Origin of the sequence: Tunturiibacter empetritectus (assembly GCF_013410875.1) — a bacterium.
Lineage (GTDB): Bacteria > Acidobacteriota > Terriglobia > Terriglobales > Acidobacteriaceae > Edaphobacter > Edaphobacter empetritectus.
Genome location: NZ_JACCCU010000002.1, coordinates 730,759 through 751,361, shown reverse-complemented (window position 1 = coordinate 751,361; position 20,603 = coordinate 730,759). Strand labels below are relative to the sequence as shown.

17 protein-coding genes are annotated in these 20,603 nt (G+C 58.6%); 7 read left to right on the top strand and 10 right to left on the bottom strand.

Annotated elements, in window-relative coordinates; genetic code table 11:
- Nucleotides 1-132: 132 nt before the first annotated feature.
- From HDF08_RS15330 to trxB, 7 genes are all read right to left on the bottom strand, one after another.
- Complete coding sequence (locus HDF08_RS15330; protein WP_179639486.1) at nt 133-912, bottom strand: AAA family ATPase; 780 nt, start codon at nt 910-912, stop codon at nt 133-135.
- A 323-nt stretch (nt 913-1,235) separates the two neighbouring features.
- The gene (locus HDF08_RS15325) at nt 1,236-2,537 is read right to left on the bottom strand and encodes an alpha/beta fold hydrolase (protein ID WP_179639485.1); all 1,302 of its coding nucleotides are present in this window, start codon (nt 2,535-2,537) and stop codon (nt 1,236-1,238) included.
- A 38-nt stretch (nt 2,538-2,575) separates the two neighbouring features.
- Nucleotides 2,576-3,067: a hypothetical protein gene (locus HDF08_RS15320; protein WP_179639484.1), complete on the bottom strand. Its 492-nt coding sequence runs from the start codon at nt 3,065-3,067 to the stop codon at nt 2,576-2,578.
- A complete protein-coding gene (locus tag HDF08_RS15315) occupies nt 3,064-3,417 on the bottom strand; it encodes a PadR family transcriptional regulator (protein WP_179639483.1) in 354 nt (117 codons plus the stop codon). The genes HDF08_RS15320 and HDF08_RS15315 overlap by 4 nt, the downstream gene beginning before the upstream one ends.
- An 18-nt stretch (nt 3,418-3,435) precedes the next feature.
- Nucleotides 3,436-4,188 carry a hypothetical protein gene (locus HDF08_RS15310; protein WP_257031167.1) on the bottom strand — a complete coding sequence of 251 codons (753 nt, stop codon included), beginning with the start codon at nt 4,186-4,188 and terminating at the stop codon, nt 3,436-3,438.
- A 92-nt stretch (nt 4,189-4,280) separates the two neighbouring features.
- Nucleotides 4,281-5,192, bottom strand: coding sequence for a DUF3592 domain-containing protein (locus HDF08_RS15305; RefSeq protein WP_179639482.1), 912 nt, complete (start codon nt 5,190-5,192; stop codon nt 4,281-4,283).
- A 46-nt stretch (nt 5,193-5,238) separates the two neighbouring features.
- The gene (trxB, locus tag HDF08_RS15300; RefSeq protein WP_179639481.1) at nt 5,239-6,192 is read right to left on the bottom strand and encodes a thioredoxin-disulfide reductase; all 954 of its coding nucleotides are present in this window, start codon (nt 6,190-6,192) and stop codon (nt 5,239-5,241) included.
- Between the two features lie 84 nt (nt 6,193-6,276).
- On the opposite strand from trxB, the gene HDF08_RS15295 reads away from it, so the two are divergent.
- The 4 genes from HDF08_RS15295 (at nt 6,277) to HDF08_RS15280 (ending at nt 11,853) form a co-directional block, all read left to right on the top strand.
- Nucleotides 6,277-6,477 carry an allantoinase gene (locus tag HDF08_RS15295; protein WP_179639480.1) on the top strand — a complete coding sequence of 67 codons (201 nt, stop codon included), beginning with the start codon at nt 6,277-6,279 and terminating at the stop codon, nt 6,475-6,477.
- Between the two features lie 88 nt (nt 6,478-6,565).
- Nucleotides 6,566-7,363, top strand: a complete 798-nt coding sequence (locus tag HDF08_RS15290) for a hypothetical protein (protein WP_179639479.1) — start codon at nt 6,566-6,568, stop codon at nt 7,361-7,363.
- Entirely contained in the window at nt 7,350-10,292 is a 2,943-nt protein-coding gene (locus HDF08_RS15285; protein WP_179639478.1) for an IPT/TIG domain-containing protein, read from the top strand. Before HDF08_RS15290 ends, HDF08_RS15285 begins: the two co-directional genes overlap by 14 nt.
- Nucleotides 10,293-10,473: 181 nt before the next feature.
- Nucleotides 10,474-11,853, top strand: a complete 1,380-nt coding sequence (locus tag HDF08_RS15280) for an NAD(P)/FAD-dependent oxidoreductase (protein ID WP_179639477.1) — start codon at nt 10,474-10,476, stop codon at nt 11,851-11,853.
- Nucleotides 11,854-11,951: 98 nt separating this feature from the next.
- Here HDF08_RS15280 and HDF08_RS15275 read toward each other — a convergent pair whose 3' ends face one another.
- Together HDF08_RS15275 and HDF08_RS15270 are read right to left on the bottom strand one after the other, a co-directional pair.
- Nucleotides 11,952-12,821: an aldo/keto reductase gene (locus HDF08_RS15275; protein WP_179639476.1), complete on the bottom strand. Its 870-nt coding sequence runs from the start codon at nt 12,819-12,821 to the stop codon at nt 11,952-11,954.
- Between the two features lie 3 nt (nt 12,822-12,824).
- Entirely contained in the window at nt 12,825-13,700 is an 876-nt protein-coding gene (locus HDF08_RS15270) for an MBL fold metallo-hydrolase (protein WP_257031166.1), read from the bottom strand.
- A 188-nt stretch (nt 13,701-13,888) separates the two neighbouring features.
- On the opposite strand from HDF08_RS15270, the gene HDF08_RS15265 reads away from it, so the two are divergent.
- Nucleotides 13,889-14,962, top strand: a complete 1,074-nt coding sequence (locus HDF08_RS15265) for a YihY/virulence factor BrkB family protein (RefSeq protein WP_179639474.1) — start codon at nt 13,889-13,891, stop codon at nt 14,960-14,962.
- A gap of 117 nt (nt 14,963-15,079) precedes the next feature.
- Here HDF08_RS15265 and HDF08_RS15260 read toward each other — a convergent pair whose 3' ends face one another.
- Nucleotides 15,080-16,855, bottom strand: a complete 1,776-nt coding sequence (locus tag HDF08_RS15260) for a M61 family metallopeptidase (protein ID WP_257031165.1) — start codon at nt 16,853-16,855, stop codon at nt 15,080-15,082.
- 133 nt (nt 16,856-16,988) lie between these two features.
- On the opposite strand from HDF08_RS15260, the gene HDF08_RS15255 reads away from it, so the two are divergent.
- On the top strand, nt 16,989-19,040 hold the full coding sequence (locus HDF08_RS15255) for a M13 family metallopeptidase (protein ID WP_179639473.1): 2,052 nt from the start codon (nt 16,989-16,991) through the stop codon (nt 19,038-19,040).
- Between the two features lie 89 nt (nt 19,041-19,129).
- Nucleotides 19,130-20,578: a sodium:solute symporter family protein gene (locus tag HDF08_RS15250; RefSeq protein WP_179639472.1), complete on the top strand. Its 1,449-nt coding sequence runs from the start codon at nt 19,130-19,132 to the stop codon at nt 20,576-20,578.
- The last annotated feature ends 25 nt before the right edge of the window (nt 20,579-20,603 follow it).

Here is a 20,603-nt window from a genome sequence, read left to right as displayed (position 1 = left end):
AGATTGCTGCATAACTCATACGCCACGTGATTGTTCAGTGCTGGCGCGGGTGTTTGCGTTTTGTGGACTTGACATGGTGTTTTGCTGGCGTTTTGGTGGTGTGCGTGGTGGTTTTTTGCCTTGGGCCATGAGCTACGGCTTGTCGGGTTCTCCGAAGAGGGAAGGGGGCTCCGCGAAGAGCTCCTCCAGGAAGCTGTCGCGGTCGTTGGTGAAACGGCGGACGATCTGAAGGGATGCGGTGTCCTCGTAGGAGATCTCGTGGAGGTGGCCGTCGTCGAAGGAGAAGATCTGCGCGCCGGGGTAGCCGAGAAGGAGGGGGGAGTGGGTGGAGATGAGGAACTGGGCGTCTTTGTACTGGCGGAGAGTGTCCCGGATGAGGATGAGGAAAGACAGCTGGCGCTGCGGGGAGAGGGCGGCTTCGGGTTCGTCGAGGAGGAAGAGGCCAGAGTTACGGAACTTGTTGTCGAGAACTGTAAAGAACGTCTCCCCATGAGAATGGTTATGGAGTGAAACCCCACCATAGCTATCAATGATCCTTCCGCCTGAGCCTGGATCCTTGTCCCATTCGTCGATCTGCGTCGCAAGGCTGAATAGACTTTCCGCACGAAAGTAGAATCCCTTTCCAGTGCGTATATCGAATGAAAGCCGCAAAGATCGCGTAAGTCGTTCGACAGATCGCGAGCTGTCGCTGGTTTCGAACTGAAGATTTCGGTTGCCGCCTTCGGGACCGAAGCCGTAGTGGGCGGCGATGGCTTCGAGGAGAGTCGATTTGCCGGTTCCGTTCTCTCCGGCGAAGAAGGCGATGCGGGAGTGGATCGAGATTTCGGGCAAGGAGGCGATGGTCGGGACGGAGAAGGGGTAGACGGTCCAGTCTTCGACTCGCTCGCGCAGGAGGGTTATCTTTTTGAGCATGGGATGGAACGGAACTCGGCTCCTTCAGCATAACCTGCGAATTTTATGCTTGGTGGTGCATCCATCGCTAGCCAATGCGGTTTTCGTAGTTCGAGGGAGGGAGGGAGGGAGGGAGGGAGGGAGGGAGGGAGGGAGTTGGAGGGAGGGAGTTGGAGGCGAAGACGAAATACGGGGATCCTTCGACTGCGTGGCTCACAAAGTGCCGTGAGTCACTTCGCTCAGGATGAGGACTTCAGGGGGCTCGGATGACAATGTTGTGGGGTGCTCCGAATGACGGCAGCGGGACGCGATTATGACTGAAAACCGAATTCTTGAGCAGCACCTCAATTTGTTGGGAGAGTCGCGATGAATGCGTTCATCTCACGGAGGGTGTCGGCTTCATTCGATTTGAAGACGTAGTGGTCGGCGTTTGGCAGGCGAACAATGTGAGCTGATGGTACGCCAGACTGGAATGCGTCCGCCTGAGCCGTGCAGCGAGCCTCGTCTTCTTTAATAATCGCTGCTTTCCCTTCCGGAGTGGTGTGGAAGTGGAAGTTATCGCCGAAGTCATGCGGGCACGCCACGATGGAGAGGATGGGAGCGGGGATCTGCGTGTATTTTTGCTGCCCGAACATGATCGCTAAACCAAGCGGCGGAGGCGGCGGCGGGTATGGAGGGAGCATCTTCGCCAGGTCATTTTTTGTTTTCTGTAGATCCTTTTCGAGTTGGGCGACACTGGTCAGCATGTTGTCCACAAACTTCGGCTCCAGCACAGCGCCTGCCTGGAGCGCATCGATCTGTGTTCTGACGTCGACCATATCCAGAAATAAGTCGGTGTTGGCGTGGTTGTAGAAGGCGTAGGGGAAGGCTGCATCGAGGTAGATGAGTGCGGCGACTTTTTCCGGGTGCCGGCTTCCGATGGAGCTTAACTCTTCGCCGGCGATCGAGTGGCCGACGACGATGGGGTGATTTAGTTTGAGGGCGCTGATGACAGCCAGGACATCGTCTCCGAGGCGGTCGGCGTTGTAGTTGGCTACGGTGGGGGGTGGTGCGCTGGAGTCGCCGAAGCCGCGCCGGGTAAGACCGTAGACGTGGTAGTTCGCAGTTAGCTTGAGGGCAAACTTGTCGTAGACGTGGGCGTCGTTGCCCAGACCTGTGAGGAGGACGAGTGGGCGGCCGGTGCCTCCCCAGTCGAGTACTTCGAGCTTGACATCTGCTTCGACGGGAACGAACTGGACCTTGTGCGGCGTGGGGTCGAGCGGCCATGCGGTGGCTTCGGTGGCACGGTGGAAGGTGAGGGGTTGGGACTTGCCCTGCGTGAAGGTTCCGGCGATGGAGTTTCCGTCTGGAGAGATCGTTCCTTCATACGACACGTGGTAGTCGTCGACGGTGAATTTGATAAGAGCGCCTGTGATGGTGAGGGTTGTCGTGGGGTAGCCTTTGCGCGTCTGGCTAATGCTGTAAATAGTTCCTTTCCAGGAGCCAGCGATTCCGCTCGTCTCGCCCTTGTCGATCTTCAGCAGGATGCGGAGTTTTTGCGAGTCACCAGGGAGTGTGGCTTGCCAGGAGCCGACGGGATTTTGAGCTTGGAGCTGGCTTGCAGCAGAGAGTGTGATGGCTATAAGTCTCAGGGCCAGTCGCTTCATCTTGGATCTCCTATCTTGGGTCTCTTATCTTGGATCTCTTATCTTGGGTCTGGGGATTGTGGGTTGCGGGTTGAGAGGGATCTTTCAGACGAAGAGATGTTGAGATTGGCATAGACGGCAGGATTGACGTCGATTCGATAGAGATGCCAGTAAGTGAAGCTGTGATGAACTCTGGAGGAGGAGACCAGGGGAGAGTGGGAGAGTCTTGGTTGCGGACCCTGCGGGCCGAAGAGATGGGTGTAAGTTGATACGGCAACGATGGAGAGGAACGCTGCATGGACGATTCGGCGCAGGGGAGGCGTCGAAGAGATCTCCGAGTAGAAGCCAGAGAGCTGTGGCTGGGGGTGAAGCTGGGCGTCGAGATGTTGAACGAAGAGCGAACGCATGACGTCGAAGAGAAGTTGGAAGGAACGGCCTTCGCGGGTCTGCTCGTCGAAGATCCAAAGCATCTCTTCGCCAAAGCGATCCCGGAAGGAGTAGGGATGGAGATGAAGGAGGGCGCGATAGAAGAGACGGATAGGCGAGTTCATACTCTGCGCGGCCTCTTTTCGTTGAGCGTCTGTCTTGCCTCGCGTACTACGTTGTGCAGGCGGTCTATCTCTGCGGAGAGAACAGTGCGGCCTTGAGCGGTAAGGCGGTAGAGTCTGCGGGTCTCATCCTCAGAGAGAGAAGATTTTGGAGCGTCGATGACGAGTCTGTGGTCCATGAGCCTTTTGAGATTGTCGTAGAGTGTGCCAGGGCCAAGTTTGTAGTGCCCGTGTGACTGGCGCGAGATCTCCTGGATGATGCCGTAACCGTGGAGGTCTTCGGCGGCAAGTGCCAGAAGGATGTGAAGCGTGGCAGGGGCGAGCGGCGGGTTGTGGCTGGGGTCGGGCTTCATGGTCGGAATCCGACTATATCAGATTTCGACTATGTGTCGCATTTTGTTTTTATATTTTTTAGTCGGCGACCATGAGCTCGCCGGGGACGATGGGGCGGGTGCGGGGAGAGTGCCTCGATAGGCGGCTAAGCCCATGAGGAGGAGGGAAGCGGCGAAGATGGCTAGTTTCGTCAGGTTGGCTGCGCGGGTTGCGGGGAGGGTCTTCCAGAAGAGCAGCAGGATGGCTTGTGAGATGGTTACGGCCCAGACGGAGCCGTAGAAGTAGCGGCGTTCTGTTCCTTCGCCTTTGGTCGAGGGTCGGACGCGAGGGAGTACGCCCAGAGCGCCTAAGAGCAGGATGGTTCCGCAGAGAGGTAAGTAGGCGTAGTGGTAGATCTGCTGCATATACCAGTGGCCGATGGCTGCGGCGAGGAGGAGTCCGGTGAGGTTGAGGAGAGCGAAGGTGAGGACTGCGCTCCAGGCGAAGGTGTAGCAGACGCGGCGGTAGAGGGGGTTGGGCTTGTCCTCGTCGAAGCGAAGGATGTAGGGGCGCGGCTCGGAGCCGGGAAGGCTGCCGCGCAGGGCGGCGATGCCGGTGCCGATGAGGACTGCGATGAGCCAGGTGAGGTTGCCGCTTCCGAAGCCGTGGGCGAAGAGCGAGAAGGTCAGCGGGCCGGGGGCGAGGAAGAAGACCCAGATCCAGATGGGCCAGTGGGCGAGGCGGTAGAGGGCGGTGTTGCGTTCGCGTATCTTGCGCTGCTGAGCATATTCGACCTTGCCGCTGTATTGCATAGGGGTGAGTCTCGCAGGGGTGTTGAGGGCGGGTCAATCGACCAGGTTGCAGTTTAGCGGCCGTGTTCTTTTACTCATTTGAGAGATGGTCGTCATGAGTGATCGATGGGTGCCGAGCTTCGCGATGCACTGTACAAGATAGCTAAGGCGGCTGAATAAAAAGCCATCCAATGTCCGGAGAATCCTCTCCATACTGTCGCAGGAGGATTTGTACCATTTTCTCCATTGGGAGCATTGACCATGAACAAAAGAAAGTTGACCACTGCATACCCTCCAAAGGCGTAGACCATGTAACGCATCCAGTCAGGGGAATTTCTTAAGACGACCTTCCAGAAATCCTTGCGGTTCGTAGTCCCAACGAGTCTTTGGGCAACTAGCACTGCAGGCAGCCACACAACGAAGACTCCCATGTGAAGAATCCAGAAAAAGGATTCGGGAGCTACACGCTTCCCCATCACGGCGCCGAGATGGACCCACAGACTCAATACGAGACCTACGACGGAGAGAGCAATAAAGATTGGAAGAAGGGAGCTGATCGACGACGGTATTGACCTTGGTGGTGGCAACGACGCGAGAGGTACTGGTGTGCGGCTCTGAAGCAACAATTCGACGTCGCGTTCGAGCAAAGCAGAACGTGAAGGCTTTTCCGGGTTGTAGTGAACTGCTATCGCCTTACCTTGAAGATCGCGGATGAATTCGTCGGCCTCTTCTGCGGCGGGGATGTCGCGAGTGTAACGGCCAGAGTAGCTGACGCCAGCGAAAGAGTAGGAGTAGAGGAGCTCCGCTAGATAGTGACCGCTTTTGACGGTTAAGGAGAAGCCAGGTTTCGAGATTTGTGCAGAGTCGATCCGTCCATCGGCAAGTGGCCAACTCTCTCCTCTGCCCCGTTGTAACCAATGCCAAGCTGGTTTAGCTGCGCCGATTAACGCAAATGCCGCCCACGCGTAAACCATCCAAGGCCATGTCGAAGGACTACTCCAGACTATCGGACCTGCAATCTTCATCGTGCGTCGGTTCTCCTGCGAAGATCGTCCCGGATAGCTTACTCGATCAGCGGCCGTGTTCTTCGAGGTACTTTTCGACCTCGAGGGCGGCCATGCAGCCGGAGCCGGCGGCGGTGATGGCCTGGCGGTAGCGGCGATCCTGGATGTCTCCGCAGGCGAAGACGCCGGGGATGATCTCGCCGTTATGGGTGGTGAAGACGTTGTTGCGCGTCTGGATGTAGCCCTCGTGGTCGACGTCGATCATGCCGCGGAAGGCTTCGGCATTGGGGATGTGGCCGATGGCGAGGAACATGAAGGCGACGGGCAGAACGTACTGCTCGCCGGAGACCTGATTTTTGACGCGGAGGCCCTTGACGTCCTTCTCTTCTACGCCGAGGACCTCTTCGACGACGGTGCTGGAGAGGAAGCGGATGTTGGGGTGAGCCATGGCGCGGTCGAGCATGATCTTGGAGGCGCGGAACTTCTCGCTGCGGTTGATGATGGTGACCTTGGTGGCGAAGCGGGTGAGGAAGAGAGCCTCTTCCATGGCGGTGTCGCCGCCGCCGATGACGGCGATCTCCTTGCCTGAGGCGAAGAAGCCGTCGCAGGTGGCGCAGGAGGTGACGCCGTGGCCGATGAGGGCCTGCTCGGAGGGGAGATTCAGCCATCGTGCGCTGGCACCTGAGGCGATGATGAGGGTGCGGGTGTGGATGGTCTCCTTGCCGAGGTTGAGGGCAAAGGGACGCTTGGTGAGGTCGATGGAGCTGAGATGGGCGAGGCGGAGTTCGGCGCCGAAGCGGACAGCCTGTTTCTTCATGTTCTCGATGAGGTCGGGGCCTTGCACGCCCTCGGGCCAGCCGGGAAAGTTTTCAACCAGGGTGGTAATCGAGAGCTGGCCGCCGGGCTCGTGGCCTTCGAGGACGAGCGGCTTGAGGTTGGCGCGGCCGGTGTAGATGGCGGCAGTGAGTCCGGCGCAGCCTGAGCCGAGGATGACAGTGTCGTGCGTTATGTTTTCGGGCATATTAGCTCCACTAGTGTAAATGCGCCACGGGGGGAAAAGATGCAAAGCGGGGTTTTTGGCGGGATTAGTGAAACAATTGAGACTATGGCAAACCTGACCCTGGTGTATGGAATGAGGCTGTTACCTGCGGATGAGATCGCGTCCGTGGGCGAGGCGCCCGTAACCCTGAAGAACGGCAACGAGGCGCATGTGACGCTGCATGTGCTGGAGGGCAGCCGGGAGCAGATTGAGGCGCAGCTGCGGATGAGCATCGACGCGTTCTTCGACTTCTACCCGGAGATCTAGCTGCAAGGTGGCGCAGTGTACGGAAACAGGACAACCGTTCGTAACGTGACTCTCCTGACGAAGAACAAGGAGAGGACGGAGGGACGGGATGGCCTGCATGACTGGGATGCTGCGAGTTTTTTTTCGGCTGCGCGCCGTTGCTGTGACTGCGCTGCTGGCGGCTTCGATGGCCTGGGGCCAGGCGGCTCCCTCTGCGGGAGCGCAGATGGTTACGGATGTTCTACACGAGATGTCGGACCGGGCAGGCGTCATCTTCATGGGGCAGGTGCTGGCGGTGCGGCTTCCCGTCGGTGTTGGGCCAGCGTCAGGGGTCGTCGAGGTTGATTTTCGCGTCGATGAGGCGATTCTTGGGTGCAGAACCGGCCAGCCGTACAGGTTGCGGGAGTGGGGCGGGCTTTGGGCCGGTGGCGCTGAGCGGTATCGCGTGGGACAACGCCTGCTGATGCTGCTGCATGCTCCGAGCGCGGGCGGGATGAGCTCGCCGGTTGAGGGGCTTGATGGAGCTATTCCGATTCGCCAGGGCGCGGGGGTGAGCCCGGGGAAGGCCGGTGTCATGGCGGAGAGTTTGGTGGCTCCGCCATCTTCGTCGTCGTTTGTCGACCTTCGATGGCTGGGCGCGAGGTTGCCGCGTACGGTGACTTATCGCAGTGAGGCGGTGAGGCCAGCGAGTACGTTTCCTCAGCTGGGTGCGACTGGGCCGGGTGCGACTGGGCAGCAGGCCGGGCAGATGGTCGCAGCGGGATCGATTGGCAGGGACGTATCGCCGGTTCAGCCGCTTGGATACACCAATGCGTCGGATGCATCGACCCCCGCGCAGCAGGCTTCGGTGGATGTGGTGCTGGGGTTGTTGAACTCGTGGCAGAAGGCGCAGCATGTCACGCCCTGACCCCAGCTTACGAACTCGAACCGAGATACGACGGCAGACTCTTTGGGCGATGGCGATCTTGTGGTTCGCGAGCGCGGCGACGGTTTGGGCCGGTGGGCCGCGCTGGGTGACGGGGCCGCCGTACTTTACGACCTCCGGGGTTCCGGTGGTCTGGTACACGAATCAGCCGCTTTATTTTACGGACCCCGGCGATCTGAGCTCGAATGTGAACCATGCGGCTGCGGATGCTCTTGTTGCGGCGGCAGCCGCGGTGTGGAATGTTCCGACCGCGAGCCTGGTGCTTTCGCACGGTGGCGTGCTCGAGGAGCATGTGAGCGGAGCGAATGCTTTTCTCGGATCGAATGGGCCAATCTTTCCGGCGGATGTCGAGAGCAGCAACTACCTGGCCAAGCAGATTGCTGTGATCTACGACAGGGATGGTTCGGTCACGGATCTTTTGCTGGGCAGTGGAGCGAGCGACCCGTCGGGGTGCCTGCAGAACGGCGTGACCGAGAGCGTTGACTCGATTGTGCCGGCGGGTTTCATTCAGCACGCGATTCTTATCCTCAATGGCCGATGTGCCGGGCCTGCACCTCAGCAACAGATGCAGCTGCAGTACCAGTTGATGAGGGCGTTTGGGCGCGTGCTTGGCCTGGGTTGGTCGCAGACCAATGACAATGTCTTTACTGACAGCCCGCAACCTACGGTCAACCAGGCGCTGTACTGGCCGGTGATGCATCCGATCGACATCATCTGCGGCCCTTACACCTACCAGTGCATGCCGCAACCGTTTACCTTGCGGCCGGACGACCTGTCGGCACTGGCGCAACTTTACTTCATCGCTCAAGGGCAGGCGGGCCCGGGGAAGCAGGACAGCCTGCTGAATGCGAATGAGCTTAACGGTCATATGAGTTTTCCGGGCGTGGAGGGGATGCAGGGGGTGAACGTCGTCGTACGTCGATGGCCGCAGTTCACGCTGCTGGCGCAGATTGAAGACTGGTACGTTGCTTCCGGTGTCTCGGGTTCGTTGTACCGTCAATCGAATGGCAACCCGGTGACGGGTACGGATTCGTCCATGGCAGGGAGTCAGGGGACCCAGGACTCGTGGTACCAGGGATATACGTTGATTCAACGAATACCGATGCTCCCCGGCAGCTGGCAGCAACTGATTCTGGAGACCGAACCTGTCAATCCGCTGTATATGGGGCAATATGCGGTGGGACCTTACATCGCCAATACCGTGGCACCCTCCGGCTCGGACCCGGTGCTTACTGAAGGAATCTACGGCAGCTACGCGCAAGCGCATCTCGATTGGGAGACTGACAATCCAGTGACCGCCTGCAACTCTGGCACGGACGGGACGGAGGCTGCTCCCGCGGCAGTGCCGGCGCAGGGATGGTGGCAGGATCAGCTTTGCGAGTATGGGCACTCTGCGTGGTCTTCGCTCTCGGTCAAAGCCAATCGCTCGTTGACGGTTGAGGTGACGGCGGAAGATGAGCAGGGGTTCGCGAGCAACGTAAAGGCGATGCCGGTGATCGGCGTGTGGAACGCGACGGATGCGCTGGGCTCATTGCCTGGAGTTGCCAGTGCAGGTGAGGCCTTTAATGGCGAGGCAAACGGCATGACCAGGCTGGCCACCTCGTTTACGCAACCGAATCAGTTACGAATTGGGATCGCCGATCAGCGTGGCGATGGGCGGCCTGATTTCAACTATGGGGCGCGCGTGCTCTACGCAGACTCGTTGAGCCCAGCCACGATGAACGCGTCGGGAGGCGTGATTACCATCACGGGAATGGGCTTTCGCACCGGAGATACGGTGACCGTCAATGGGGTTGCAGCAACGGTTTCGAGTTGGACTGCGAACACGATTGTGGCGACGGCACCTTCGATTCATGCTCTGGGGTCCACGACCGGGCTGGTGGCCGATGTTGCTGTGACGGATCTGTCTACCGGGGGGACGACGGTGATGACGCAGGCGCTGAGCTACGCCGCACCGGTGCCTGTGATCAGCCTGGTGAGTGCGCCATCGGGCCTGGTGCAGCTTGGACTGAGTGCTGCGACGCCTTTTGCGGTGAGAGTGCTCGACGGCGATGGAGTGACTCCTGTAGCAGGTGAGGCTGTCACGTTCACTGCGACGGCGGGAACGGTGCAGTTCGCTACTTGTGGAGCGGCCAGTTGCACTGTCAACACGGACGCGAACGGTATGGCGTCGACGCTGGTGACTCCGTTGAGTTCGAGTACGATTGCGCTGCAGGCGGCTGGAGTCGATGGCATGGTGGCTGCTTCCTTCATGACGGCGGTGCGCGTTCAAACGGCGACTGCGGTGCAGGCGATGGAGTACATTGCTGCGGGCACAACCTTTGCATGGACTCCACAGGTCAGCGTGAGCGATAACTTTGCCGCTACTGCAGGGGTGCCGGTTGGCTGGCAGACGACTTCGGGTGTTGTGTCGGTGGCGCCGGCCAGCTCTGTGGTGAACTCGCAGGGGATTGCGCAGACGGTTGCGACGGCTGGCCCGTTGGCGGCGGGTGCTGAGGCGACGCTCTCTGGCTGTGCGTGGACGAACGTCTGCGATCCGTTTACTACAGCGGGCGTGGATCTTGCGGACCTGCGGGTGATCGCGGTGAGCGGAGCCAATCTGATTGTTCCGGCGAATGGAACAATTGTGCCGGTTGTTCTGCAGGTTACGGATACGGCGTCTCATCCTGTTGGGGGGGCTGTGGTCCAGATCTTTGAGACTGTGAGTGCCTGGCAACCGGCGTGTCCGAATCGGGGGCGTTGTCCTATCGCACCTGTGCTTGCCTCCTCGCAGTCTTTTGCTGTCTCGGACGCGAACGGACTGTTGACGGTTGTTCCGCAGCAGATCCCGGGCATAGCTGAGACGACGAACCTCGCCGTGGGTACAGGCACACAGGGCTTCCTCTCGCTTACCTTGCAGAAACAGCCCTAATTTTTATTTATCGAGTCTTGATCCTCTATTCTTTGATCTCCGATTCTTTTTGGTGTAAAGATTCGCTTTTTTGTAACCCCTTTGGGAGAAGATCGTCGAAGGAAGCAGAAAATTCCGGCAACGCCGAACAGCTCAATTCGGCATCAGATAGTGGATATGTCACACCGAGGAGCCTTGAACGATGGCGGTATCAACGGCAACAGGAAGCGGACCGGTACGAAAGCGAGTCGTGATTCTGGGCGGAGGCTTTGGCGGGGTCAATGCGGTGACGGCGCTGGGTAAACTGCCAGTCGATGTCACTTTGGTGGATCGCAGAAACTACTATCTGTTTCAGCCTCTGCTGTACCAGGTTGCGCTGGCGGTGCTCTCGCCTGCCGACATTGCGCAGCCTATCCGCACGCTGGTGCGGGATCATCCGAATGTCGATGTTCTGATGGATGAGGCTGTGGGCATTGACCTGGCGCAGCAGCGGGTTCATCTGAAGACCGGCGTGCAGCTTGAGTACGACTACCTGATCCTTGCGACGGGGTCGACGCACTCTTACTTCGGCAGGGACGACTGGGCCGTGCTTGCGCCGGGACTGAAGACGGTCGAAGATGCGACTGAAATTCGGCGGCGGGTGCTGCTGGCCTTTGAGCTGGCAGAGCGGCAGATGATGGAGACCGGAACACATCCAGCTTTGAACTTTGTGATCATCGGCGGCGGCCCGACGGGGGTGGAGCTTGCCGGGGCTATCAGCGATATTGCGCGGCTTTATATGGCGCGGGACTTTCGTCATATCGATCCTTCGATGGCGCAGGTTCTGATTCTTGAGGGCGGGCCGAATATTCTTGCCGCCTATCCTGAGGATCTGCAGCAGAAGGCTTTGCAGCAGTTAGCCGAACTTAATGTGAAGGTGCGCACCGGCGCTCATGTCAGCGATGTGCAGCCCGGCTATGTGATGGTCGGCTCAGAGCGGATCGACGCGGTGGTTACGCTATGGGCGGCGGGCGTGCAGGCTTCGCCGCTCGGAAAGATGCTGGGTGTCGAGATTGATAAGCGTGGTGCGGTGTTTGTAGATGGGCATCTGAATCCGCCGGGGCATCCGGAGATTTTTATCTGCGGTGATCTGGCTCACTTCGAGCAGGACGGGAAGCAGGTGCCAGGTGTGGCGCAGCCTGCGATGCAGATGGGCCGTTATGCCGCAAAGCGTATAGGAAGGCTGGTGGCCGCGGGGCTCGGCAGCGATGGGAGCGGCAAGGACGAACAGTTTCGCTACTTTGATAAAGGGGACATGGCGACGATCGGGCGCAAGGCGGCTGTGGCCAAGATCGAATGGCCGTTCAAGGCTCACTGGAGCGGCTTTCCAGCGTGGATGACGTGGCTGGTGGTTCACATTTTTTTTCTTATCGGCTTTCGCAATCGGCTTAGTGTCTTCAGGCAGTGGGCGTGGACGTATCTTACCTTCAGCGATGGGGCGAGGCTGATCACCGGCTCGCAGGAGCTGCCGGGGTGGAACTCGCAGGAGGACCTCGTTGGGGCTACGACGAAGCCACTGGATATGAACTCGCCGAAGACGTAAAGACCTTTGAAGCCAGGCGTAATTTCTGCGTAGCTTTTTGAAGAAAAGAAAAGAGCCGTGCGGTGGCGGCTCTTTCAGCGTGAACATGGAGTTCGCTATTATTTCGCGGAGTCTTCGATCTCTTTCCATTCGGCTGCAGACAGCTTGACGTCGGCTGCTGCCACGTTCTCTTCAAGATGCTGTACCGAAGTTGTGCCTGGGATGGGCAGCATGACCGGAGAACGATGGAGCAGCCATGCGAGGGAGAGCTGCGAGACAGTTGCGTTGTGTTGCTTTGCGGCAGCGTCGAGCTTGCCTCCCGGTTTGGCCAGTTTGCCTGCTGCTACGGGGAACCAGGGGATAAAGGCGATCTTGTGTTTGTCGCAGTACTCGACGACATCTTCATGCTGGCAGTCGCCGATGTTGTACTGGTTCTGCACGCTGACAATCTCAACGACCTTGCGGGCCTGATCGATCTCGTGGGGCTTTACTTCACTCAAGCCGATGTGGCGAATCTTGCCTTGCTGCTGAAGTTTTTTGACTGCACCGAGGGAGTCTTCGACGGGAACCTTGGGGTCAATGCGGTGCAGCTGCCAGAGGTCAATTCGTTCGACCTTCAATCGGCGCAAGCTCATCTCAACCTGCTGAGTCAGATACTCCGGCCGCCCTACCGGCAGCCATCTGTTTGGGCCCTGCCTGGTCAAGCCGCCTTTGGTTGCAATGACAATGCCACTCGCATAGGGAGACAGGGCTTCGCCGATAAGCTGCTCACTGACATCAGGGCCGTAGGAATCTGCGGTGTCGATAAAGTTGATGCCGAGCTCGACGACATGCTTAAGTACTTTCTTTGCGCCTTCTATATCTTTGGGCGCGCCCCAGACTCCGTCGCCGGTGATCCGCATCGCGCCGTATCCCATGCGATTGACCGTAAGATCCCCGCCTATCGAAAATGTTCCACTTGCTTTCGCATTTACTGTCGAAGTAGCCATACGTTATCGGATGCTGGCTGCCGGGCAAAGGTGCATCGTCTCACCCTCGGCGAGAATTTTTATTTTTCCTTTAATGCCCAGCCGCTCGCCCTCTGCTTCCAGCCTTTGCAGGGGTTCTTCCATCGGCTCGCGGCCCAGACGGAAGGTGCCATAGTGCATCGGCACCATTTGCTGTGCACCGAGTTCAACGAAGCCTCGTACAGCCTCCTCCGGGCTGGTGTGAACGGAGCGGTAGGTATCGGGAAAGTAGGCGCCTATGGGCAGAAGGGCTACTTCAGGTTTGAGTTTTGCACCAATCTCCCTGAATCCATCGAAGTAGGCGGTGTCGCCGGAGTGATAGACGGATTGGCCGCCGCCTTCTATGACATATCCGCCGTAGCCGCGATGGGTGTCGCGAAACATCCTCGCGCCCCAGTGCTTGCAGGGAGTCATCGTAACTTTCAGGCCCTGTACCTCGATCTGGTCCCACCATGCCAGGCCGTGGATCCTGGAGAAGCCTAGTCTTTCGACGAGATCCTCCACGCCGCGGGGTACTACGACCTCGGGGGTCTGGCCGGTCAGCCTGCGCGTTGCGCGAATAACGCGGCGGAGGGATGCCATATCGAGATGGTCCATGTGCGCGTGCGTGAGCAGGACCACATCGATGGGAGGAAGTTCCTCGACCATGACGCCCGGTCGCCGCTGTCGTCGAAGTACGATCAGGCGCTTTGAAAAGACCGGATCGACGAGCAGCTTTCGTCCGTTAACCTGCAGGAGAAACGAGGAGTGTCCGATGAAGGTGACTCCGAGCTCGTCTGGTTTTACCAACTGCACTGGCCGGGGAGTTCCGGTCATTGGCTGCTCGTGGCTCTCGCGCACCAGCCGCCAAAGCTGCTCCATCTTTCTCACCGCAAACGGCCGACCTCGCCATGTTCTATGCATTCATCTCACCAATAATTGGATGCTCGATCGTGATGTTATGCATTATTAGCCAGTGGAAAACGAGGTTTCCGCGGCTACCTCTTCGACAAGCGAGGCATCTACCTTGCGAGAATGCCTGCTTTCAGGGCCCTCGATATGCCGGTTCAATGAGCAAATCAGGGGCGATAGGAGCCGTAATCTCTTCCGGGGAACCCATACTCGATCCGGCTCACGGCACTCGCGTAGAGCGGCGCATCTGGGATCTTGTGTCGCGTTCCCCGCTTCACTCCCTATGGGATCTTAGAGGGATTCCGATCAAAGTAGTTGCGAAGCATACCTGGACTGCCTTCTTTGACGATAATCTCGTCGGACGTGCGGCGGAGCTAGGTTTCTACTTCATCTTCGCGCTCTTTCCCAGCCTCGTAACGGCTACTGCGCTACTCGGGCTCGCTGCGCGTTCGGCCTCCCATATCTACTACTCTCTGTTGGGTTATCTTTCGATTGTCCTGCCGCACGATGCGATGGGGATGGTGCTTGAGACCTTCAACCAGACTACGACTGCTACGACCAGTGGGAAGCTAACCTTCGGCCTGGTAGCCGCGATATGGAGCGCGTCTGTCGGGTTCTCCGCGATTCAAGATTCGCTGAATGTTGTTTACCGCGTCAAAGAGACTCGATCGTACTTCGCCGCAAGGCTGTCCGCGATTGGCGTGACCATTCTGCTCATGGGTCTGGTTACGCTGATACTGGCCTCCCTGCTGGGCGCAGACTTCTTCGCCCGGCTCGCCCATCTACATATCAACGTGCGCTTTGCGGCGGCGCTGGCGGCGGTTACGGTAAGAGGGATCGGCTGGCTCCTCGCGGCTGTTCTACTGTCGCTCTTTTTTGCGGTCATCTACTATTTTGCGCCGGACGTGAAGCGGAGCCAGTGGCATTGGTTTACTCCGGGTGCGGCCATCGGCATCGTCGGGTGGCTGCTAGCCTCAATGGGTCTGCGGCTGTACGTCCATCTCTTCAATAACTATTCGGTGACGTATGGCTCCCTTGGCGCGGTCATTATCCTTCTTACATGGTTTTATCTGACGGGTCTGATGCTCTTGCTGGGGGCTGAGATCAATAGCGAAATAGAGGCCGCCGCAGCGGCGAAGCGTCTGCTCGTTGCTGAGCAAAGCGGCCTCACCATTGCGGCGGCTCCTGGTTCGCCGGTTTCGATGTCGAGTGCTCCGAAGCCCGCCGCTTGATTGAGCGGATATTACTTTGCTGCAGGTTTCAGAATATCGTCCAGGCGATCCGGAACTGCAGTGACGCGTTCCAGCGTGGGATAACGTTCGCCTTCGTGATAGTCGAGTTTAACGACTTTATAGTAGCCAAGTGTTCAAGAGGATCAACTCAACTGCTGGACCAGAACCCTTCGCATCGTGAATCGCAGCTTTGAGCACATCGGGGGAGTAAGCTCGGCCGTTGACGGCGACGATCTTCATCCCTGGGCCAATACCGCTCTTGTCGGCGACTCCGCCCTTGAGAACATCGGAGATATTCCCAACCTTGTTCGCATGCAGGCCGATGGAGTACCAGAAGTTGAAAGTTTCTGACTGCTGATCTTCAAGCGTGCTCCAAGCGTTCGGCTTGTCGGTATAGCTGAGCTTATAGCCTCCATTCTCTAGACCGCCTAGTGGCGCGTGATAAGAGTTTGAGTCAAGGCGACTCCGCAGAAACATAACCCAGTCGTTCGCGACGACGCTATTCAGTCCCGCGACCACATCGTCAAAGGTGTAGGGCACAACCTTCGGTCCCGTGTCTCCGCCGAGCCCGTGGAACTTCGCGACGAAGTCGTCGATGGTTTTTTTGCCATTGGTCATCTTGCGGATGGTGGTGTCAACATCGAGCCAGACAAGTTCGCCCTCGTCGTAGTAGTCCACGCTAAGCCGCCAGTTGTCCCATCCGCCACCCGCGGCATAGAGGGTCTGCGCGGCAGTTGCGGTGTCCTGAATGTCGCGCCAGGTGCGGCCCGGACGATTGTCATACTCAGCGGCGATGGTGGAGAGCCGCTGCTTATATTGGTCGGGTGTCCAGATGCCGCAGCGCGCAGCGAGCACGTCGCCGAGGTACTCGGTCAACCCTTCGTAGACCCAGAGGAGATCGCCCTCCATCGGCTTCTGGTAGTTGCTGGTGGCAAGCCCAGCGGGACGACGGTACTTGGCGTTCCAGCTATGGGTGAACTCGTGCGGAAGCAGCAGGCCGTCGAGCACAAACTCGCGATCGTCGGTGAAGGTCGTTGCCATCACGCGGTCGTCGCTGGACTGGTGATGCTCAAGGCCGAAGTGCGCGACCTCGTCGCTGAGCGTGACGAGGAAGTGATAGGAGCCGTAGTGGCGCGACTTGTAGAGAGCGCCGGTCTCGCGCACCAGCTTGTCGAAGTCAGCGATGTGTTCCTTCGAGAGGTTGAGCTGCTCGGGGCCATCGGCGGCCATGTCGAGATAGTGTTTAGGCGAGATCTCCGGGGCGAGGGGAATCTCGCGGAAGTAGCGTCCGGCGAGGACCGGCGAGTCGATGAGTTGCTCGAGGCTGACAGTTTTGAAGTTTGAGGTCTGGCCTGAGCCGCCATCTTTATCCAGCGCGGTTCCGAGATTCCAACCACTCGGCAGCTTCACAGAAGGCGTGAACATTACCTTGTCTGCGTCGGTGTCGGCGGGGTAGACGAGCAGCGTATTCCAACTAAGTAGCGCGAGATTTTCGCTGGTCGATCCGCCTGCGGAGAACCCTGAGAGTGCGGAGGAGGCGAGGAAGTCGATCTTCATCTCAAGCTGCGTAACGCCCTGCGGGACGGTGAGGTGATAGGCAAACATATCCACCTTGTCGCGCTCCCACTTTACGGGCTGGCCGTTAGCGGTGATGAAGAATCCGGCCATATTTTCGATGGGGCCGGTCGGTCCGTGCTCGCCTGGAATCCACTTGGGATAGACGACGGTCAGCGGCCCGGCTGTCACCGGCATGACCTCGGTTGCGTGAAGGATCTTTCGGGGAGCGTCTGTGAGATCGACACTCAAGGTAATCGGCGCGGTCTGCGCTCCTGCTACCAAACTGCTTACGGCTGCGGCCAGAGCTGCTCCGGCACACTTCTTCCAACTCATCATTGTTTCGCCTCTCCACGCTGCTGTTGTTGTACGAAATCAAGTCTAACCTGCCTGAATCTGAGGTGCTTTCTTGAGCACGGAACTTGGCGTAAGACTGGATTTTGAGGGTAGGATGGTGCACACAGGAGAACCCATGCCTTCGAAGATTCCGGTAGCCCTGGCGGCCACTGCACTTTTGCTCGCCGCGATCCAGCTTCCCGCGCAACAGGCGGTTCAGCCCCTTGAATCAATGCCGTATTCGCCATCGCTTGACCTTTCCAGTCTGGATCGCAATGCGGATCCGTGCACCGACTTTTACAAATTCTCCTGCGGCGGTTGGGAGAAGAAGAATCCTATCCCCGCGGACCAGTCTGGCTGGAGTGTCTATGCCAAGCTCGGCAACGAGAATGAGCAGTTTCTCTGGGGCATTCTCGAAGCAGATGCGAAGGCCGCGAACCGCGACGCCGTGCAACAGAAGGTCGGCGACTACTTTGCCGCCTGCATGAACACCTCGACGATCGATGCGCTCGGCGTGAAGCCTGCGCTGCCGGGCCTCGCGCGCATCGACGCCTTGAAGACGCGGCCCGAGCTGGTGGCGGCCATCAGCTCGCTGCACCATGAGTATGCAGGTAGTTTTTTCTTCGACTCCGGCACGGATCAGGATGCGGTTGACTCTTCGGTTGAGATCGTGGCGCTGAGTGCGGGTGGACTCGGTCTGCCGGATCGCGATTACTACCTGAAGACCGACGACAAGAGTGTGAAGCTGCGTGAGCAATATGTCGCTTACATTCAGAAGCTGCTCACGCTGGGTGGGGAATCTTCCGACCAGGCAAAGTTCGACGCGGATGCGACTCTGCGCGTTGAGACGGCGCTGGCCAAAGCTTCGCTGACGAGGGTGGAGCGGCGCGACCCGCATAAGACGTATCACATGATGACGATTGCCGAGCTGAGCAAGATCGCTCCTGCCTTCGATTGGCCGCACTACTTTGAGACGCAGGGTGCGCCTGGGGTCGCGAAGCTGAACGTCGCGCAGCCTGAGTTCATGAAGACAGTGCAAGCGGAGCTTACGACCGAATCTGTCGAGGCACTCCGTGGCTATCTGCGATTTCACTTTCTGACCGCTGCAGCGCCCTACCTTGCTCATCCTCTACAGCAGGCTGACTTTGACTTTTATTCGACAACGCTGCGTGGCGTTCCTGCCATGCCGCCGCGTTGGAAGACCTGCACGCGTGGAGTGGACCGAGACCTGGGCGAAGCACTAGGTCAGGAGTTCGTCAAACGCACGTTCTCTGCCGACACCAAAGCCAAGACGCAGCTGATGACGGAGCAGATCGAGACCGCCATGAAGCAGGAGATCGAGAATCTGAACTGGATGAGCCCCGCAACCAAACAGGAGGCTCTGCGCAAGCTGCATGTGATTCGCAATAAGATCGGATACCCGGACCAGTGGCGCGACTACACCACGCTGGAGATAAAGCCCGGCGACTACATCGGCAATGTCGTGCGGTCCTATCGCTTCGAAGACGCACGCCAATGGCACAAGCTGGGCAAGCCGGTAGACCTGAACGAGTGGGGCATGACTCCGCCCACGGTCAACGCCTACTTCAATCCGCAGATGAACGACATCAACTTTCCTGCAGGCGTTCTGCAACCGCCGCTCTACGACACGAAGCTCGATGATGCTCCAAACTATGGAAACACCGGCGCGACCATCGGCCACGAACTCACGCACGCCTTCGACGATGAGGGCCGGCAGTTCGATGACAAGGGAAATCTTCGCGACTGGTGGACGGCGGCCGATGCCAAGGGCTTCGAGGATCGCATCAACTGCGTTCGCGATCAATACGCGCAGTACATCGTTGTGGACGACATTCATATCAACTCGAAGCTGACCAGCGGCGAAGACGTAGCCGACCTGGGCGGGACGCTGCTCGCCTACATCGCCTGGAAGAAACAGACGGCCGGGCAGCAACTGGCAAGCGCAGACGGATTCACTCCGGATCAGCGTTTCTTTGTCGGGATGGCGCAATGGGCCTGCGAGAATGAACGTCCGGAGGTGCTGCGGGTTCGCGCCATCACGGACCCCCACTCGCCGGGCTACGCGCGCATCAACGGGGTGGTCTCGAATATGCCTGAGTTTCAGAAGGCCTTCAGCTGTAAAGCAGGCCAGCCTATGGTGCACGCTCCAACCTGCAGGGTCTGGTAAAAGCTTCCTGCCGCCGACGGCTTCGCGATCGTATCTGCGAGGCCGTCGGTGCAGAAACAAGCTGCCAGACAGTACACTGACCTAACCTAATGAATCTCTACGCGATCGTTCTATCAGTTATTGTCGTAACTCTGCTCACGGTCTCGCTCACGCGTCTTGGCAAGGTGAAGACCAAGGCTGACTACCTTGTGGCGGGCCGCTCGCTGCCTGCCTTCGTGCTGGTCTTCACGCTGTTGTCGAGCTGGATCGGTTCGGGGTCGCTGCTTGGTGGAGCTGAGAATGCCTATAAGCACGGCTTCGCGGCGCTTTGGCAAGGCGGCGGCGGCTGGGCGGGCCTGCTACTGATCTACTTCATCGCGCCGCGTGCCAGAAAGTTTGCGCAGTTCACCATTCCCGATCTCCTGGAGGCGCGCTATAACCAGGCAGCGCGGGTTCTTGGGGTCGTTGCAATTCTCTTCTGCTACACCGCGGTCACCAGCTATCAGTTTGTCGGCGGCGGCGATATTCTGCACCTGATCTTCCCCGACCTGATCACCCCCGACTTGGGCAAATATATTATTGCTGCGTTCGTAATCGTCTTTACGGCGATTGCCGGTATGGCTTCGGTCGCATATATGGATGTTGCGATCGGCCTGCTCGCCACCTTTACGATGCTTATCGCGCTGCCTATCCTCCTTCATCACGCAGGTGGTTGGTCGGCGATCCATGCGAGCCTTCCTGCAACACACTTCCAGGTGCTGGGCGATCTCACGTTTATCCAGGGGCTTGAGCTGTTCCTCCCCACCTGCCTGCTGCTGCTTGGCAATCAGTCGATGTATCAGAAGTTTTTCTCTGCCAGGTCGGAGAAGGATGCCACACGCGCGGTAGTCGGCTGGATCATCGGCACCGTCATCCTGGAGACTGTTATCGTCGCGCTCGCGGTCACCGGCTCGAGCCTTTTTTCTAGCGGGGAAGTTCATGCACGCCCCCGCGAGATTCTCGCTTACCTTGGGCTTCACGGTTTCTCTGGCTCGGCGCCGCTTCGCCTGCTGGGGGCGCTGCTGATGGGAGCCATCTTCGCGAAGATTATCTCTACTGCGAACAACTGGCTCTTTTCACCATCGACCAACCTGGTCAACGACATCTATCTCCGCTATATCAATCCGCAGGCTTCGAACACAAAGACTCTCGCGGTCTCTCGTCTGATGGTGGTCCTGCTTGGTCTGTGGGCGCTCTACCAGTCGCTCCATATCGAGTCGGTGCTGAAGAAGTCGCTCTACGCCTACACGATCTATGGCGCTGCTTTGACGCCGGTTATCCTGGCCACCTTTTACTGGAGACGCGCGACTGCAGCGGGTGCGGTGGCTAGTATTGCAGTGGGCACCTTCGTTACGGTCTTCTGGGATACCGGCTTCGTCCACTCTCATCTTCCGGCGGTGGTCAGTGAACGCGACGCTATTCTTCCAGCTCTGGTCGCCTCGCTGCTGTGCCTGATCGCTGTCAGCCTGTTGACGAGCCCACCGACGGAGAAGCAGCTCCAACCCTTCTCAGAAGCCTGACGGTGGTTCATTCGCAGTCTATTCA

Bases quoted from the DNA above. Each gene is read 5' to 3' on its own strand.
- HDF08_RS15315 (WP_179639483.1), bottom strand. From the start codon at position 3,417: ATGAAGCCCGACCCCAGCCACAACCCGCCGCTCGCCCCTGCCACGCTT.
- HDF08_RS15280 (WP_179639477.1), top strand. From the start codon at position 10,474: ATGGCGGTATCAACGGCAACAGGAAGCGGACCGGTACGAAAGCGAGTC.
- HDF08_RS15325 (WP_179639485.1), bottom strand. From the start codon at position 2,537: ATGAAGCGACTGGCCCTGAGACTTATAGCCATCACACTCTCTGCTGCA.
- HDF08_RS15330 (WP_179639486.1), bottom strand. From the start codon at position 912: ATGCTCAAAAAGATAACCCTCCTGCGCGAGCGAGTCGAAGACTGGACC.
- HDF08_RS15285 (WP_179639478.1), top strand. From the start codon at position 7,350: ATGTCACGCCCTGACCCCAGCTTACGAACTCGAACCGAGATACGACGG.
- HDF08_RS15270 (WP_257031166.1), bottom strand. From the start codon at position 13,700: ATGGAGCAGCTTTGGCGGCTGGTGCGCGAGAGCCACGAGCAGCCAATG.
- HDF08_RS15290 (WP_179639479.1), top strand. From the start codon at position 6,566: ATGGCCTGCATGACTGGGATGCTGCGAGTTTTTTTTCGGCTGCGCGCC.
- HDF08_RS15260 (WP_257031165.1), bottom strand. From the start codon at position 16,855: ATGATGAGTTGGAAGAAGTGTGCCGGAGCAGCTCTGGCCGCAGCCGTA.
- HDF08_RS15250 (WP_179639472.1), top strand. From the start codon at position 19,130: ATGAATCTCTACGCGATCGTTCTATCAGTTATTGTCGTAACTCTGCTC.
- HDF08_RS15295 (WP_179639480.1), top strand. From the start codon at position 6,277: ATGGCAAACCTGACCCTGGTGTATGGAATGAGGCTGTTACCTGCGGAT.
- HDF08_RS15320 (WP_179639484.1), bottom strand. From the start codon at position 3,067: ATGAACTCGCCTATCCGTCTCTTCTATCGCGCCCTCCTTCATCTCCAT.
- HDF08_RS15265 (WP_179639474.1), top strand. From the start codon at position 13,889: ATGAGCAAATCAGGGGCGATAGGAGCCGTAATCTCTTCCGGGGAACCC.
- HDF08_RS15310 (WP_257031167.1), bottom strand. From the start codon at position 4,188: ATGCAATACAGCGGCAAGGTCGAATATGCTCAGCAGCGCAAGATACGC.
- trxB (WP_179639481.1), bottom strand. From the start codon at position 6,192: ATGCCCGAAAACATAACGCACGACACTGTCATCCTCGGCTCAGGCTGC.
- HDF08_RS15255 (WP_179639473.1), top strand. From the start codon at position 16,989: ATGCCTTCGAAGATTCCGGTAGCCCTGGCGGCCACTGCACTTTTGCTC.
- HDF08_RS15275 (WP_179639476.1), bottom strand. From the start codon at position 12,821: ATGGCTACTTCGACAGTAAATGCGAAAGCAAGTGGAACATTTTCGATA.
- HDF08_RS15305 (WP_179639482.1), bottom strand. From the start codon at position 5,192: ATGAAGATTGCAGGTCCGATAGTCTGGAGTAGTCCTTCGACATGGCCT.